Source organism: Chryseobacterium lathyri (genome assembly GCF_003290185.1).
In the GTDB taxonomy this organism is placed as follows: Bacteria; Bacteroidota; Bacteroidia; order Flavobacteriales; family Weeksellaceae; genus Chryseobacterium; species Chryseobacterium lathyri.
On record NZ_QNFY01000005.1, the window covers coordinates 101,904 to 119,856 of the forward strand.

The 17,953-nt window shown below is 39.1% G+C and carries 11 protein-coding genes; 9 read left to right on the plus strand and 2 right to left on the minus strand.

The window, feature by feature from the left end:
- Positions 1–29: 29 nt before the first annotated feature.
- On the minus strand, positions 30–2,897 hold the full coding sequence (locus DRF61_RS08105) for a M16 family metallopeptidase (RefSeq protein WP_111955843.1): 2,868 nt from the start codon (positions 2,895–2,897) through the stop codon (positions 30–32).
- 183 nt (positions 2,898–3,080) lie between these two features.
- Between DRF61_RS08105 and DRF61_RS08110 the strand changes: the two genes are divergently transcribed.
- The 9 genes from DRF61_RS08110 (at position 3,081) to DRF61_RS08155 (ending at position 15,328) form a co-directional block, all read left to right on the plus strand.
- Positions 3,081–3,563, plus strand: a complete 483-nt coding sequence (locus DRF61_RS08110; RefSeq protein WP_111955845.1) for a GNAT family N-acetyltransferase — start codon at positions 3,081–3,083, stop codon at positions 3,561–3,563.
- A 92-nt stretch (positions 3,564–3,655) separates the two neighbouring features.
- Positions 3,656–4,981, plus strand: a complete 1,326-nt coding sequence (locus DRF61_RS08115) for a sigma-54-dependent transcriptional regulator (RefSeq protein WP_111955847.1) — start codon at positions 3,656–3,658, stop codon at positions 4,979–4,981.
- Between the two features lie 775 nt (positions 4,982–5,756).
- Complete coding sequence (gene kdpA, locus DRF61_RS08125) at positions 5,757–7,451, plus strand: potassium-transporting ATPase subunit KdpA (RefSeq protein WP_111955849.1); 1,695 nt, start codon at positions 5,757–5,759, stop codon at positions 7,449–7,451.
- 173 nt (positions 7,452–7,624) lie between these two features.
- On the plus strand, positions 7,625–9,664 hold the full coding sequence (kdpB, locus tag DRF61_RS08130) for a potassium-transporting ATPase subunit KdpB (protein ID WP_111955851.1): 2,040 nt from the start codon (positions 7,625–7,627) through the stop codon (positions 9,662–9,664).
- 11 nt (positions 9,665–9,675) lie between these two features.
- Positions 9,676–10,233: a K(+)-transporting ATPase subunit C gene (kdpC, locus tag DRF61_RS08135; RefSeq protein ID WP_111955853.1), complete on the plus strand. Its 558-nt coding sequence runs from the start codon at positions 9,676–9,678 to the stop codon at positions 10,231–10,233.
- Positions 10,234–10,246: 13 nt separating this feature from the next.
- A complete protein-coding gene (locus DRF61_RS08140) occupies positions 10,247–11,335 on the plus strand; it encodes a porin (RefSeq protein ID WP_174772297.1) in 1,089 nt (362 codons plus the stop codon).
- A gap of 638 nt (positions 11,336–11,973) precedes the next feature.
- Entirely contained in the window at positions 11,974–13,083 is a 1,110-nt protein-coding gene (locus DRF61_RS08145) for a sensor protein KdpD (RefSeq protein ID WP_111955855.1), read from the plus strand.
- 5 nt (positions 13,084–13,088) lie between these two features.
- The gene (locus tag DRF61_RS08150) at positions 13,089–14,804 is read left to right on the plus strand and encodes a sensor histidine kinase (protein ID WP_111955857.1); all 1,716 of its coding nucleotides are present in this window, start codon (positions 13,089–13,091) and stop codon (positions 14,802–14,804) included.
- Positions 14,805–14,863: 59 nt separating this feature from the next.
- The gene (locus DRF61_RS08155; protein WP_111955859.1) at positions 14,864–15,328 is read left to right on the plus strand and encodes a hypothetical protein; all 465 of its coding nucleotides are present in this window, start codon (positions 14,864–14,866) and stop codon (positions 15,326–15,328) included.
- A 100-nt stretch (positions 15,329–15,428) separates the two neighbouring features.
- Here the strand turns inward: DRF61_RS08155 and DRF61_RS08160 are convergent, their stop codons facing one another.
- Positions 15,429–17,894, minus strand: coding sequence for a DUF7619 domain-containing protein (locus DRF61_RS08160; protein ID WP_111955861.1), 2,466 nt, complete (start codon positions 17,892–17,894; stop codon positions 15,429–15,431).
- Positions 17,895–17,953: the final 59 nt, after the last annotated feature.

Sequence of the window (17,953 nt, forward strand, 5' to 3'; positions counted from 1 at the left end):
GCTTCATGATTGAAGCGGTTTAAATTTTTTTAATGTCCGAAAATCTCTTTCAGTGTTAGCTCTTTAAAGGTTCCCATCTGGTTTACGGCATCCATATCCAGATTTTCTTTCTTCCCAATAATCGCTGTATTAAAATGTATTGGCCTGATCTTCGTTTGGTAAAAATCCTTCAGATCTTCAAACTTCAGGTTTTCGATCTGTCTGTAAATGTCTTTTCTGAAATCATGGTGAATCCCGAGTTTTTTCAGTCGTAACGTATTGAAAAATATATTGTTTCGGGTGATTCTGGTTGAAGCGATCTGTTTCAGAGCGGCATTTTTGGCATTTTCAAACTGGATAGGAACTTCGGGAAGCTCATTCATCAGCTCGCTCATTGTGCTTACGGCAGTCTGGAGTTTATCCGGCTGCGTTCCGATGTAAGTAGTGATATAATCAGGATGCCCCAGCTCAGAATTGGCCGCGTAAGAAACATATGCAGAATAGGCTAAACTCTTACTTTCGCGGATCTCCTGGAAAACGATAGATGAAAGCCCTCTTCCGAAATATTCATTGAAAACGTTAATCTTTCCGAAGTTTGAAGTATCTACCTGATGTCCTCTTCCCACTTTACTCATTTCCATCTGAACCATATCATAATCTGTAAAATAGACATTTCCGTTGGTTTCAGGTTCAGGATATTGTTTAGGCTCAGGAATCCGGAAACTTTCATTTTCCACATACCTTCCAATATACTGTTTGAAATTTTCCACATTCTTTCCATAGAAAAATATCTCATAAGGATATTTGAAAAGATTTTTCATTCTTTCTGTAAATACCTCTGCATTGCTGCCTTCAAGCTCCTCTTTGGAAATAATATCCGTGTAACGTGAGAAGCTCCCCAGTTTTGTATAATTGGTCAGGGCAGTCATAATACGGGTTTTATCTTTTTTTGTAGCCTGGCGGTTTTCCAGAACCGTTTCTACGAATTGCCTGTAAATCTCCTGATCCGGTTTTACACCATACATCCAGTGCTGAAGAAGAGAAATCCCTTTTTCAATATTTTCTTCCAGCCCGCTCAGTGAGATCAGAAGCTGGTCATTTGTTGTTTTAAAATCATTGCTGATTCCGATCTTAAAGAATTCCTTTTTTAAATCCTCAGGTGAAAGATCTTCCGTTCCAAGATACTGTAAAAGCTGGGTAGACATTCCAAGATCCCTGTCGTTATCACTTCCAAAAGGAAAAATAAAGTGCACCTGGGCAATATCATTATATTTATTGCGAACGAAGCTCAGCTTTTTATCCTTTACCTTATCTGTAAGGATTTCTTTCTCATAATCAATAAATTCCGGCTGTATATCTTCTGTTTTTTCAACAGTAATTTCCTTTAAAAAGTCAGACTGCGCATCACGGTTGATTTTAATCGGGGTAATTCCGGGATTTTCAACTCTTACCAGCTGATCATTTATGCCTTTTTCTTTATAAACAATCGCATAGTTCTCTTTAAAAAATGCATTGGCAAAATTGACCACATCTTCTTTGGTAAAACTTTCATACTCATCCATCTCATTCAGTTCCTGTTCCCACGATCTTCCCTTGATATAGGTGTCATAAAGATTTGTGGCCAGTCCATCGGCTGTTTCAAGGCCTTTCAGACGTTGAATTTTAAAATCATTGATGATCGCAGGAAGAATCCAATCCGGGAAATCTCCTTTTTTGATCAGCTCAATCTGTTCCAGAACCATATCTTTTGCCTCATCCAAGGTCTGCGTTTCCTTCGGAACAGCCACGATAGAAAAATATCCGTATTGTTTTAATCCCACAGAAAAAGCCTGTGCCCAAAGCATTTTTTGCGTTTGGTTGATGTTCAGATCAAGAAGTCCGGCTTCCCCTCTGTTGCTGAGAATATTGGCAGTGATATCTGCAAGCATAGCCTCCTTTGAACCAAAACTGTCCGTTCTCCAAGCTAATTGAACCCTCGGAGTGGTAGGGCTTTTTACCGTCCTTTTTACAATTTCTGTTAATGGCTGTTCGGTAACAGGAGTTTTTTTAGGAAGCTCCCTGTAAGGAATTGTTCCAAAATACCGATCGACAAGCTGAATGGTTTCTTCAAAATCCAGATCACCGACTAAAATCATAGCATAGTTATTCGGGACATAATATTCATCGAAATACTTATGAATAGCCTTCATTGAAGGATTCTTCAGATGTTCAGGTTTTCCGAGTGTCGTTTGCTGTCCGTTCGGATGGGTTGGAAAAAGAGCAGCCATCAGCTCATAGCTCACAAGTCTTGAATCATTATCCTGAGCCCTGTTAAATTCTTCATATACTGATTCCAGCTCCGTATGGAAAAGACGAAGTACAATCTCTGAAAACCTTTCCTTCTCTATTTTAAGCCATTTTTCAAGCTCATTATTCGGAACATTATTTTTATAAACCGTCTCATCAAACCACGTGTGGGCATTGGTTCCGCTGGCTCCCAGGGATGAGATGGCTTTATCATACTCATTGGCAATGGCATATTGGCTGGCTTCCTGGGAAACTTCATCTATTTTTTTATAGATTTCCTTCTTTTTATCAGGATCCTGTTCTGCTTTATGTTCTTCATATAGCGCAGAAATCCGGTCAAGAAGTTCCTTTTCTTTTTCCCAGTTCTGGGTACCTATTTTTGAGGTCCCTTTAAACATCATATGTTCAAGGTAATGCGCCAAACCCGTATTGTCAGACGGATCATTATTACTTCCTGTTCTCACGGGAATGTACGTCTGAATTCTCGGAGCATCAAAATTTTGAGCAAGAAAAACCTTTAAACCATTTTTTAAAGTGTAAATTCTTACCTTGTTTTCGTCATTGGGAATGGTGATATATTCGTAGTTGTTTTTATCTGTATGAACTGTTTCTTTGTATCTTTTGTCAATCATAAGCTAACTCATTTCATTCCTAAAAATCAGAATGCATTACAAATGTAAGGATTCAGAAAAGAACAAACCGGAATTTCCGTATTATTGCATCTATAGTTTTAATTTATATCAGATAAAAACATTATTCACATTATCAGAGGTTAAAACTATCCTGCAATTATCATTTCACAAATTAAAATCATAATGAATATTCAGTACCGAAAACTTTTACCCGAAGAAAGTGCCGTTTACAGAACAATCAGGCTCGAAAGCTTAAAGGAATTCCCGGAATCTTTTTGCGCGGACTATGAGGAAGCGTTAAAAACTGAAAAATTCAGAATAGAATATGATATTGAAAATCAATTGGCAGAAAGGTTTGTATTGGGAGCTTTCAATGAAGATCAATTAATTGGAATCTGTACTTTTGTTAAAGATGAAAATGACAGAGGAAATATTTACCAGATGTATGTTAAAGAAGAATATCAGGGTAGAAATATAGGTTTACATCTGATTCAGAAGGTTATAGAGGAGGCTTGTAGCCATTTTAAGAGCATTGAAATCTATCTTGAAGTTAAACATAATAATGCTAAAGCATTTAATCTTTACAAAAAGATTGGTTTTGTAGAAATTTCTGATGCGCAACAAAAGGAAATTAATCCGAGTGTACTGATGAAATATTCTCGATAAATAAAATAATATTAATCAGACATCTTTATTTTCTTTGCTTCTTTCCAAAAGAAATTCTATAAGTTTGCAGTAGTTTTCCAAAAACTTACACCATGCACGGAAACATTCTGATCATCGATGACGAGATCAAGCTCCTGAAATTATTAGGAATGATTCTTTCCCAAGAAGATTTTAACGTAAAAGAAGCCTCAACAGCACGTTCTGCCATGACTATGCTCGAACAGCATGAATTTGATGTTGTTCTATGCGATGTCCGGCTTCCCGATGCTTTCGGGGTAGAGCTGGTAAGATCCATCAAAACCAAATATCCACATCTCGAAATTATTCTGATGACCGCCTTCGGAAATATTACCGATGCCGTTCAGGCGATGAGAAACGGAGCTTATGATTACTTAGTGAAAGGTGACGACAATGAGAAGATCATTCCGCTGGTATATAAAGCTTTGGAAAAAGTTAAAGACAATCGTTCTAAAATTGGTCAAAAAACTGCTGTATCAAAAGGTTTCGGACAGATCATTGGAACTTCTCCTCTGATTCTTCAGTCTAAAAAACTGGCTGAAAAAGTAGCTTTGACGGATGCGGCTGTTCTTCTGACAGGAGAAACCGGAACGGGAAAAGAAGTTTTTGCCAATGCCATCCATGACGGAAGCGAAAGAAAGAAAAATAATTTTGTGGCCATCAACTGTTCAGCATTCAGCAAAGAAATACTGGAAAGTGAACTCTTTGGACATAAACAGGGTGCTTTTACGGGTGCTGTAAAAGATAAGAAAGGTCTCATAGAAGAAGCCAACGGCGGAACCTTATTTTTAGACGAAATAGGAGAGATGCCGATAGAACTTCAGGCCAAACTGCTGCGTGTTCTCGAAACCGGAGAATTCATCAAAATGGGAGAGACCAAAGTGTCCAGATCAGATTTCAGACTGATTGCTGCGACCAACAGGGATCTGGAGGACGAAATTAAACAGGGCAACTTCCGCGAAGATCTCTACTTCCGACTGAATGTTTTCGAAATTCATCTTCCGCCATTACGTGAAAGAAAGGAAGATCTGAAAATGCTGGCCAAAAACTTCATCGATATTTTCTCCCGCAAACTTCACCTTTCAAACCTTCAGGTAAATCCTGATTACTATAAAACCCTTGAAAAAAACGACTGGAAAGGAAATATCCGCGAGCTTAGAAATGCTGTGGAGAGAAGTCTTATTCTAATGGAGGATAATATTCTGGATGCTGAAAGTTTGCCCCATTATTCAGATAAAATCGTTCCTGAAAGTGATTCTTTAAGTATAAGATCCCTCGAAAAAATACACATCCAAAAAGTCCTGCAGTACACCAAAGGTAATAAAGCCGAAGCTGCCAGACTGCTGGAAATCGGCATTGCTACACTGTACCGCAAGCTGGAGGAGTATGGATGGAGGTAAATGAGTTGCGAGTATCGGGTTTGCGAGTCCGAGAGTCGGAGAGTTATGAGTTATTAGTTTCGGGATGCGTGTTTCGGGGTTTGTGCGTCGGAGAGTGTGAGTGTTTTAGAGTTTCGGAGTGTGAGTGTCGTTGAATAAACGACAAATATCTGGTGTCTGAGGTTCCCGAAGCCACCAGCGGTAATGTCTGACGTCTGGCATCTAAAATCGTGTTTCTTGAATCTCCCATTCGCTTTTCACTTACGAAGCAAAATTCACCATTCACTACTCACAACCACCATTACAACTTCGACCAACCTTATTCCCTATTCCCCAATCCTTACAACCTAACACCTGACTCCTATCATTTCAATAAACGAGCCTATCAAAATGATAGGCTTTTGTGTTTTGGTATGGTTGAGTTATTTGATTTAATTGATTGATTATTAGTTGTTTGAATGTTTTTGTATCAGAGTGGGCCTTTATTTGGCCTATAGGACCTGAATAAAATATTTTAAAAATGACAATTTCAAGAAAAACGTTCAAAAAACGTGAGCACGCAGGCTTCAGTCTGCTGATGGTATCGTACGTACTGCTGACCCTATTAACTTTAATAATAACGATATGATGCTGATAAGTTTGATCCTGCTTTTTGCAGTGATGTTCTGGCTTCTCTATAAATCCGTTGAATTTTTTGATAAAATATAAAACTATGTGGAGTTTATTTTTCCTTTCAATTCTGGCCTTTGTGTACATCTGCTACGTTTTGCTGAAACCTGAAAAATTTTAACCGGTCATGAATACAGAAATTTTAGGCGTTATTGCCATGTTTGTGATCACATTAGTCATTGGAATATTTCTTGGGAAATACATTGCTAATGTGTACGGGTACAAAAAGACCTTTTTAGATCCTGTTTTTGAACCTGTTGAAAAATTAATTTATAAAATATCCGGAATCAACCCGGTCCGCCAGATGACCTGGAAGCAGAATATGTATGCCATGCTGACGATCAATCTGGTCTGGTTCATGATAGGATTCCTGATCCTGCTGACCCAGGCGTGGTTTCCTCTGAATCCTGACGGAAACCCGAATATGTCACCAGATCTTGCTTTTAATACAGCTATTTCCTTTTTGGTGAACTGTAACCTTCAGCATTATTCAGGAGAGACGGGAGTGAGCTATTTAAGTCAGCTTTACCTGATGTTCCTGCAGTTTGTAACCGCAGCTACCGGAATGGCGGCTATGGCAGTTCTTTTCAAAGCTTTTAAAGATAAAACAACTACAGAACTAGGGAATTTCTACGATTTCTTTACTAAATCTGTGGTCAGAATACTTGTTCCGATCAGTATCCTTGTTGCTCTGATCCTTTCTGCCAACGGAAGTCCGATGACTTTTGAAGGAAAAGACCATGTCACAACGCTGGAAGGACAGAAAGTTGATGTTTCCAGAGGGCCTGTAGCCGCTTTTGTGGCGATCAAGCATTTGGGAACCAATGGGGGAGGTTTCTTCGGAGCCAACTCAGCACACCCACTTGAAAATCCGAACTATGTAACGAATATGACCGAAATGGTCACTCAGATGATCATTCCGTTTGCATTGGTTTTTGCATTAGGATTTTATCTGAAAAAGAGAAAGCTATCATGGGTGATCTTTACCGTAATGACTGTCGGCTTCCTGGCACTTGCCGTTCCGAATATTGTGAATGAAACAAGTGGCAATCCTCTTATCACAGAAATGGGGACTGACAACAGCCTTGGAGCTATGGAAGGTAAGGAAATCCGTTTCGGAAGCGCATCTTCAGGATATTGGAGCATTGCAACAACTGTGATTTCAACAGGCTCTGTGAATTCAATGCATGACAGTACGATGCCGCTTTCAGGAATGAATGAGCTGCTGGCTATGATGATCAACTGCTTCTACGGAGGCTGCGGTGTTGGAATCCTTAATTATTTCATCTTCATTATTCTCGCAGTATTCATCAGTGGCCTGATGGTAGGAAGAACGCCGGAATTCATGGGTAAGAAGATCGAAGCCAAGGAGATGAAGATTGCTATGATCGTGGCTCTGTTCCACCCGTTTTTAATACTTGTAGGAACAGCGTTAACCGCCTATCTGCCGGAATTTGGAGCCAAAACATTGAATAATCCTGGTTTCCACGGATTCAGCGAAATGTTGTACGAGTTCACCTCTTCTTCTGCGAACAACGGTTCCGGGTTCGAAGGCCTTGGAGACAATACCCCATGGTGGAATATCTCAACAGGAATTGTATTACTCTTATCCAGATTTATTCCGATCATCGGACCGATAGCGATTGCAGGATTATTGGCACAGAAAAAATTCATCCCTGAAAGTTCAGGAACTCTGAAAACGGATACAGCTACTTTCGGCTTTATGACGCTGGCGGTGATCCTTCTTATTGCGGCTCTGTCTTTTTTCCCGGCCCTTACATTGGGACCTATCGCAGAACAGATCCAGTATTTCTCTAAATAAAAATTAAATTAAAAAATTAGGAGATTGAGAAATTAAGAGATTAAGAAATCTGAAGATTTAGAACCTGTGTTTTTGATTTATTCAGGCCCGGCATCTTATTAACAACAGAGTTTTCTTAATCTCTAAATCACTTAATTTCTAAATTTTCAATTCCATTAGAATTTTATAATAAAATGAAAAATCAATCACAGACATTGTTTCAAAAAGATTTGGTGAACGAAGCGATCAAACAGTCCTTCGTCAAGCTGAATCCTAAAATCATGTTTAAAAATCCCGTGATGTTCCTGGTAGAGGTAGGAACTGTTGTGATGTTCATCGTAAGTCTTTTCAGTCTTACAGGAGACCAATCGCAGGGAAGCTTTGCTTATAATTTTACCGTATTCATTATCTTATTTTTCACCGTTCTTTTTGCCAATTTTGCAGAAGCAATAGCCGAAGCCAGAGGAAAAGCACAGGCAGATACCCTCAGAAAAACACGTGAAGAAACTCCCGCCAAAGTAATTTTGGAGAACAAACCGGGATTTCAGGTAGAAACCATTCTGAGAATGTCCGCCGAAATGAAACTGGGTGATATTTTCCTTTGCGAAACCGGAGATCAGATCCCGATGGACGGAGAAATTATCGAAGGACTTGCTACCATTGATGAATCTGCAATCACCGGAGAAAGTGCCCCCGTTATCCGTGAATCCGGAGGTGACAAAAGTTCTGTAACCGGAGGTACGAAAGTTCTTTCCGACAGAATAAAAGTAAAAGTGACCACCAAACCGGGAGAGTCCTTTTTAGATAAAATGATTGCCCTTGTAGAAGGAGCATCCAGACAGAAAACACCTAATGAAATTGCATTAACCATACTTTTGGCAGGATTTACCCTGACCTTTATTATCGTAACACTCACTTTGAAACCTTTTGCAGACTACGCGCAGACTCCCATTACCATTGCGGCCTTTATATCACTTTTCGTTTGCTTGATTCCCACAACCATTGGAGGTCTGCTTTCTGCAATCGGGATCGCCGGAATGGACAGAGCCCTGAGAGCGAATGTGATTACGAAAAGCGGTAAAGCAGTGGAAACTGCCGGAGATATTGACGTACTGCTTCTTGATAAAACAGGAACCATCACCATCGGAAACCGTAAAGCGACGGAATTTCACCCTGCAGACGGAATCAGGCTGCCGGACTTTATTAAAGCTTCTGCGTTAAGCTCAGTAGCGGATGAAACTCCGGAAGGAAAATCCATTATAGAATTAAGCCAGCTGAAATCAGAAGACCTTCTTGTTCCCAACCCGGTCTATATTGATTTCTCCGCGGAAACCAGAACCTCAGGAATTGATTTTGAAGAAACAAGGATCAGAAAAGGGGCTTATGACACGATAAAAAAACTGACTGAAAAAGCCGGGAATATCTTCCCGAAAGAAACCCAGGATGCCGTCACCAAAATTTCTGAAAACGGAGGAACTCCTCTTGTTGTCAGCGTTAATGAGAAAGTATGGGGCGTCATCGAACTTCAGGATATTATTAAAACAGGAATTCAGGAACGTTTCCAGAGACTGAGAAAAATGGGGGTAAAAACGGTGATGGTAACCGGAGATAATCCTCTGACGGCAAAATTCATTGCAGAAAAGGCAGGCGTAGATGATTTTATTGCCGAAGCCAAGCCTGAAGACAAAATGAACTACATCAAAAAAGAACAGCAGGAAGGAAAGCTGGTCGCCATGATGGGAGACGGAACGAATGATGCTCCGGCACTGGCTCAGGCCGATGTGGGGGTAGCAATGAACAGCGGAACACAGGCTGCAAAAGAAGCCGGAAACATGGTAGATCTTGACAATGACCCTACGAAACTGATTGAGATCGTAGAGATTGGGAAACAGCTGCTGATGACCCGTGGAACATTGACGACTTTCAGCATTGCTAATGACGTTGCTAAATATTTTGCCATCATTCCTGCACTGTTTATTACTTTCATTCCTTCCCTTCAGAAATTGAATATCATGAATCTTCACAGCCCGGAAACAGCCATATTATCAGCCGTTATTTTCAATGCTGTGATCATTCCTTTCCTTATTCCGTTAGCGTTAAAAGGAGTTGCCTACAAACCGATTGGGGCCAGTGCACTCTTAAGAAGAAATCTTTTAATTTATGGCTTGGGTGGTGTTATTGTTCCGTTTATCGGGATTAAAATCATCGATTTAGTGATCAGTTTATTCTATTAAAATTAAAAAAAATGAAAAATCATATTGTTACAGCATTCAGACTGACTATTGTAATGTTGGCTATCGTAGGAATTTATTTGCTTATCGTATACGGAGGTTCAAAAGTATTGCCTACAAAAGGGGATGCAGAGATCATTACCCAGAACGGACAGAAATTCTACACCAATATCGGGCAGGAATTTAAATCTGAAAAATATTTCCATGGACGTCCTTCAGCTGTTAACTATAACGCAGCAGGAAGTGCAGGAAGTAATAAAGGACCGAGCAATGAAGAATATTTGCAAACTGTACAGAAAAGAATAGATACCTTAAAGATGACGCATCCGGAAATGGGAAATACAAAAGTTCCTGTAGAACTGGTTACAGCAAGCGGAAGCGGTCTGGATCCTGATATTTCTGAAGAAGGGGCTCTGTATCAGGTAAAGAAAATTGCAGAAGTGCGAAACCTTTCTGAAGAAAAAGTAAGAAATTTGATTAAAAATCAGACAGAGAAACCGTTTTTAGGACTTTTAGGACCTTCAAAAGTAAATGTACTGAAGCTTAATATCGCTTTGGATCAGTTAAAATAATCTAGCTATCACCGTGAAAAAATATATCATTACCAGTGCTGTATTATTCGGGATCTTTTTCCCGAAAGCACAATCATCAGATTCATTAAAAACAGAAAATAAAGTGACTTTTTCTGCTTATGCAGAACTTTTCTACACGTATGATTTTAATGAACCAGCCAATCATCTCCGTCAGAATTTTTTATACTCCTACAACAGACATAACGAGCTCAATCTGAATTTAGGATTGGTAAAAGCAAATTATCAGAGTGAAAATCTCCGCGCAAATGTGGCTTTAATGGCCGGAACCTACGCGCAGGACAATATGGCTGCAGAACAGGAAGCATTGCGCTATGTAAATGAAGCAAACGTGGGAATTAAAATTTCAAAGACCAAAAACCTTTGGATTGATGCAGGGATTATGCCTTCCCACATCGGCTGGGAAAGTGCCATAGGAAAAGATAATGTTAATCTGACAAGAAGTTTTGCTGCTGAAAATTCACCGTATTTTGAAACCGGAGCAAAGGTTTCTTATACTTCAGACAATGGAAAATGGTTTTTAAGCGGATTAGTGCTTAATGGCTGGCAGCGTATCGCAAAACCGGAAGGTAACCAGACGATTTCTTTCGGGCACCAGGTAACCTATAAACCGACAGAAAAAATTACCCTGAACAGCAGTTCATTCATTGGAAACGATAAATCAAAAGCTGAAAAAAGAATGCGGTATTTTCATGATCTTTACGGGAATTTTCAGCTGACAGAACGATTCTCAGCGTTGCTTGGGTTTGATATCGGGGCAGAACAGAAAGAGAAAGGAAGCAACAGTTATAACATCTGGTACACTCCAAATGTCTTAATGAAATACCAGCTAGACAATAAATGGGCCCTGGCGGGAAGAGTTGAATATTACAATGATAAAAATGGGGTGATCATCAGCACCAAAACGGACAATGGTTTCCAGACCTTCGGATATTCCCTGAATGTAGATTATGCTATTCTGAAGAACGTAGTTTTCCGTACAGAAGCGAGAGGTTTTACATCTAAAGACGCCATTTTTATGAAAAATGATGAGATGAAGCAGGGAAATTTCTTTATCACAACAAGTCTGGCTGCATGGTTTTAGAAAGTGAAAAGTGAATAATGAAGAGTGAAAAATAATTAATCAGCCACAAAGGTCACAAAAGATCTACACTTAAGTTATTTGAAGTTTAAACGCATTGTGAAAAGAAGATCACCTAAGTTTTCAAAATCAAAGATTTTATAGTAAATAAATATGCATAAACATCCGTGAAAATCTGTGAAATCCGTGGTTAAAAAACAACCAACAAAAGTCACAAAAGATCTACATTTAAGTTATTTGAAGTTTAAATGCATTGTGAAAAGAAGATCACATAAGTGCTCAAAAATCAAAGATTTTATAGTAAATAAATATGCATAAACATCTGTGAAAATCTGTGGTTAAAAAACAACCACAAAAGTCACAAAAGTTTTTAAACACTTAAGTTATTTGAAGTTTAAATACATCGTGAAAAGAAGTTCACATCAGTATAAAAATATTTGATTTTTATACTGATGTATACCACTTATAGAACCGGGGAAATTCCCTTCCACGGGAGGGGTGGAGAAAATTCAAAGAATTTTTGACGGGGTGGTTCGAGAAAAAATGTTTAAAATAATCGTAACTTACTTATATCGTCTAAAGTGTTGGAAAATAAACCTTTTGTGCCTTTTGTATTAAAAAAAATAAAGCAAAAAAAATCAATGTCATCAGCAAAACATTTTTTAGAACTCATTCAGAAATCCCGCAAAGGAAAATTCAAGATCTATATCGGGATGAGTGCAGGGGTGGGAAAAACTTTCCGTATGCTTCAGGAGGCACAGTCTCTGCTGCGTAACGGCATTGATGTGAAAATAGGCTATGTAGAAACCCATGGCCGTGAAGAAACCGTAGCTCTTACTGACGGAATTCCCGAAATACCGAGAAGATCGGTTTTCTATAAAGGTAAAAACCTTGAAGAAATGGATCTTCAGACCATTATCAATGAACATCCGGAGGTGGTTCTCGTGGATGAATTGGCGCATACCAACGTAGAAGGTTCAAAAAATAAGAAAAGATGGCAGGATGTGCTGGAGATCCTTGATAACGGAATTAATGTCATCAGTGCCATGAATATTCAGCATATCGAAAGTCTGAATGAAGAAGTGAAGAACATTACGGGAATAGAAGTGGCTGAACGTGTTCCTGATAAAATTCTGGGTCTTGCGGATGAGGTGGTAAATATAGACCTTACCGCCGATGAACTGCTGACCCGCCTGAAAGAAGGGAAAATTTATAAAAAAGAGAAGATCCAGACTGCGCTTACCAATTTTTTTCAGAGCGGACATATCCTGCAGCTTCGGGAGCTTGCTTTGAAAGAGGTGGCTGCCCACGTGGAAAGAAAAGTGGAAACGGAAATAAAAACAGAAAACTTTAAACCGATAAAATTTCTCGCATGCATCAGCAGTAATGAAAAGATCGCTAAAAATATCATCAGGAAAACAGCCCGTCTGGCAAGTTATTACAACAGCCAGTGGACGGTTCTGTATGTACAGAAGCCATCGGAGAATCCCGAAAAAATTGCCCTCGATAAACAGCGGTATTTGATTAATAATTTTAATTTAGCACAGGAATTGGGAGCGAAGGTCGTCCGGGTAAAAGAAAACAGTGTCCACAAAGGAATTCTGGATTACGTGATTGCCCATAATATCACGACAGTCTGCATAGGAAAACCCCACGCAGAGCTCTGGCAGCGTCTTTCCGGCTACAGCTGGATTTATACGCTGATGAACAGGCTGAATGAGAGGCAGATAGATATTATTATTTTATCTTAGAAGTAATGAAACTTAAAACAAAACTCACCCTAGGCGTAGGTCTTTTATTTTTACTGATTGTACTTATGTCAGTGATCGGATCCGTCTATATCAATAAACTGAAATCGGATACGGAAAAGATCCTTACGGCCAATTACAACAGTCTGGAATTTTCCAAAAATATGTTGCTGGCACTGGATAAAATAAGCACGGACAGCGCTATTGCCGTCAATGATTTTCAGAAAAACAATAAGCTGCAGGAGAAAAACCTTACTGAGTTTGGCGAAAAAGAAGCTACCCAAAGCCTGAATCTTCATTTCAACAGTTATCTGAAACAATCTTCTCCGGAAAAAGAAAAACTAATCCGTGAAGACCTCGCGAAAATCATGTCTCTGAATATGAAAGGGATTGAAAGAAAAAGTGATATCGCCATCATCACCGCTGAAAACGCCACTTTCTGGATCGTCAGTCTGGGAACCGTATGTTTCCTGATTGCTTTTATCCTGCTTTTTAACCTGCCTCAGACCATTGCAGAGCCTATCAATCAGCTGACGTTCAGTATTCGGCAGATTGCAGCTAAAAATTATAATGAAAGGGTACATTTCAAAGGAAGTGAAGAATTTAACAGCCTTGCGGATTCTTTTAATACCATGGCGGAAAAGCTTCAGGAATACGAAAGCAGCAGCCTTTCCAAACAGCTGATGGATAAAAAACGTATTGAAACACTGGTCAATAATATGCATGATGCAGTGATCGGGCTGGATGAAAATCACTTTATCTACATGATTAACGATGAGGCATTAAAGATCACCAATCTACGTAAGGAAGAAATCATTGGCAAGACCGCCCATGAAGTGGCTGTCAATAATGATCTGATGCGGGAACTGCTTAAAAATATCGATCATCCGGTGAAAGAACCGATCAAGATTGTTCGTGATAATAAGGAAAACTATTTTGAGCAGGATATCATTCCCATCAATATTGTAAAAACGGGTGAAAAAGAAACCAGATATATCGGGAAAGTAATTCTTCTCCGCAACATTACCCCTTTCAAAGAACTGGATTTTGCTAAAACCAATTTTATAGCTACAATCTCTCACGAGCTTAAAACTCCGATTTCTGCGATAAAAATGGGAGTACAGTTACTCGGAAACCAAAAATTTGGAGCGCTGAATGACCAGCAGCAAGAATTGCTCAAAGGTATCAATGATGATGGCCAAAGGCTATTGAATATCACCGGAGAACTTCTGAACCTTTCACAGGTAGAAACCGGAAATATCAGACTGACCATTGAAAAATGCTCACCGAAAGAGATGGTACAGGCTGCTGTAAAGAATGTTGAAAAGCTGGCGGAACAAAAAAATATTCCAATCAATATCGAATATCTTGTAAGCGACAATGACTGGGTGAACGCAGATTTTGACAAGACGGTCTGGGTGATTAATAATTTTCTGACCAATGCAGTAAAACATTCCTTCCAGGATGAAAATATTGCGATCAGGGTAGAAAGGCTGGATTCAATGATTCAGTTCAGCATTACCGATACCGGAAGTGGGATAGATGAGAAATACCACCGCCAGATCTTCGACCGCTATTTTCAGGTTCCGGGAGAACATCAGAATGGGACAGGGTTGGGCCTGGCTATTTCTAAAAACTTCATTGAAAAACAAAATGGGGATATAGGCGTAAAAAGCGCTCCGAACCAGGGAAGCACTTTTTATTTCAGGCTGCCGGTGGTATAATGTTTAAAGGTGTAATAAATTCTTTAAATTTACAAAACAACAAACCATAAAATTCTTTAATGAAAACATCTACTAATCTGCTGTTATTTCTGTTTTTTATCCTGTTTCAATCACAGGTCTCCGGTCAGGCTTTCAAACTGGAAGAGCTCGCCGGATTCAACAGGCTTGATATGGCTTCGTTTAAAACAGAAATTAAAGAGCAGCATAAATATACTTTCTATGACAAAACAGAAAGTCCTGCATTTGTTCTGTTCGAGTATGACAGCCCGGGATATATCTATAAAATTGGAAAATTTGATTATACTGATGATAAATCTCAGGACAATATAGAGTTTCAGTTCAAAGACAAAAAAGAGCATGATGCCTACATAAAAGCAATTCTCGCAGCAGGTTACAAACAAACTGAAAAAGGGAAAATACTTACCGGTGAAAATTATGTAGATTACCTTAAAGATAAAGCACAGATCAGAATGGTTCATCCTAAGACTGCAAAGGATAATTACACGATTATAGTTTTCAAATAAAATGATTTTATATACTTTGGTATCACTGGATTTTGTACGATAAAAAATAAGGGCTGTAAAAAAAATTTACAGCCCTTCAAATATAGATAAGGTTATTAGTTTATTTTTTAATGAACTTCAGGATCATCGTTTTGTCTTTTGTAAACAACTTGATGATGTAGTTTCCTTTAGCCAGTTCGGCTACATTTACAGAATTGGTTTTTACGCCTGTAGTATTCAGGATTCTTCCGGAAGCATCATAAATTTCAGCTTTGATGATCTCCTCACTGGATTTAATGTAAAGAATATCCTGTACCGGATTCGGATAAATGCTTACATTTTCCTTGCCTGTTTTAGTTTCAGAAACTGCCAGCACATTTCTTACCGTAGTCGTGTAAGTGTTGGTAATGACCGGAGCATTATAATCAAAATAAATATTTGCCGTATTGCTGAACGCATCTCCCATGGTCAAAGTAGATTTTGTTTTGATCTTGAAAGAAACGTATCCATCATTATTGGCATCGTCAAACGGAAGCTGTATATTTTCAAAAATAAATTCGGCCGTATTTCCGGTCATTCTCGTTACAAAACTATGGCTTGCATGTAAAGGGGTGAGAGTAGAGATATCAAATTTTGAAGCATCAATTACATCTTTCACCACAATATTCCTTGCGTTGGCAGTTCCTTGATTTTCAAACCGGATCAGGTAATGAACGTAATCGCCCACCTGGGTCTGTGCAATCATCGTTCCTTCAAGACAGGTTTTATCATTCGGATCCAGAGAATTCACAACCGTTTGGTTCAGGGTAAATGTATTGTCTGTTGGCGTATCGTCAGGGGCTCCGTTGATCTGTGCTGTATAATGCAGGATATCACCATCGTTTACCGGTGGAGTATCGGTTGGTGTATTCAGTTCGAATTTAACTTTAACTTCTCTTGTTTCAAAAGGAAAAAGACCTGTGAAATTCCAGGTAAGGTTTCCGGTAGATTGAGCATCAGGAGTTACAGTAGAGCTTACGAAATCCATAATACTGTCATTATAGCTGAATCCAACAGTTCCGGATTGCATGGTCGTTCCCTTGTTTTTGAAAACAATTTTATAATCCGAATTGAATCCCGGTACTGCAGAATCCAATGGAATAATCACAATTTCAAGGTCCGGATGGGATCCGTTGGCTGTGATACAGAAATTCTGCGTCAGCGGGCTTGTCATCATAGGGAAATTAGCCGTGAAAGAAGAAGGTGAAATACTGAAATAAGCTGGGTTTTCAAGAACCGGAGTTATTGTGTGTGAGCCTGCCGGCACCGGAAAGGAATAGTCGCCAGAATTATTACTGATAACGCTTCCTGTAGTACCGCTACCTGCGATATTGAATTTCTGGAATGCCTTATTCTGATCCGCCGGATCGCAGCCGTTTCCGTTAAGATCATATTTTGTATTTCCTTTGATGGTATAGAAAGTTCCGCCGGGAGTGAATGAACAGTAAGAATTTACCGTTACATTATTATAACCGAACGAAGTATTGTAGGCAATTGTCTGATTAATTTCAGATTCGTCACAGCAGATATAGCTTAAATTAGGATTGTTTTGATAGAGGCCAGAGTTAAGCCTGCCGTTTTTCATGAATATACTCTGCAAATTGTTATTGGGAGCATTAAATGAGTTCAAAATGGTGTTATGGGTAATGTTAAGAGAAGTAAGCTGGTTGTTATTGAGGAAAAGCGTCTGCAACAAAGGAACTCCGGAAAGATCGATGCTGGTGAACTGGTTGTTGATGATCCTCAGATAATTTAAGATCGGACTCTGACTTAAATTAAGGGTTGACAGATTATTATAACTGGCCTCAAGTGATTTTAATTTGGGTGTATTCTGAAGAATGAGAGAGGTAAGCTGGTTAGCGGAGCATACTACGTCTTCAAGTTTTGTTAAGTTACTCAGATCAAGACTTGTCAGCAAATTTCCGGAAATATGAAATCTGTATAGATCAGTCAGTGAGCTTACATCAATGCTGGAGATTTCATTGTCACTGCACAGAAGATATTTCATAGTCGTACTTCCGGCATAGTTGATCGTTTGTAGCTTTCCTCCGTTACACGTCAGGATATTCATTTTCGGGAGATTGGAAATATCCAGGTTGACAATTGCGGAATTGGATACATTAATATTTTCCAGTAAGGGACATCCCGTAAAGTTGGCAGAAGTCATATTCACGTTATTCGTAAAACTTACCAGTTTCAACGTTTGCATACCGCTGACATCTACGGAAAGAACGGTTGGACAGTCGGATACATCCAGATATTCCAGGTTGGTGAAAGACTTTATCCCTTCTATTGAGGAAATCGGGAATGAATTACCATTGGAGCTGTAGATGTTTATATTTCTGATATTAGCGGCTTCAGAAACCTGGATTTCGCCGTCATTATTGAGATCCATAGGTATCCAGTTGCCTGCAAGGTTCTGTGTGATGTGGTTGGTAGCCGTCCCGGAAAGTAGCTTGGCTTTAAATTGAGGATCCGGAATGTTGACAATCTGTGCGATGACAGATAAGTGTGCCAGAAAAAGCACAAAAAAGTAGAGTTTTTTCATGGTTCAGTGATTATTTGTTTTGATAAATATATGAAAAATTATATTACGAAAAATAATTA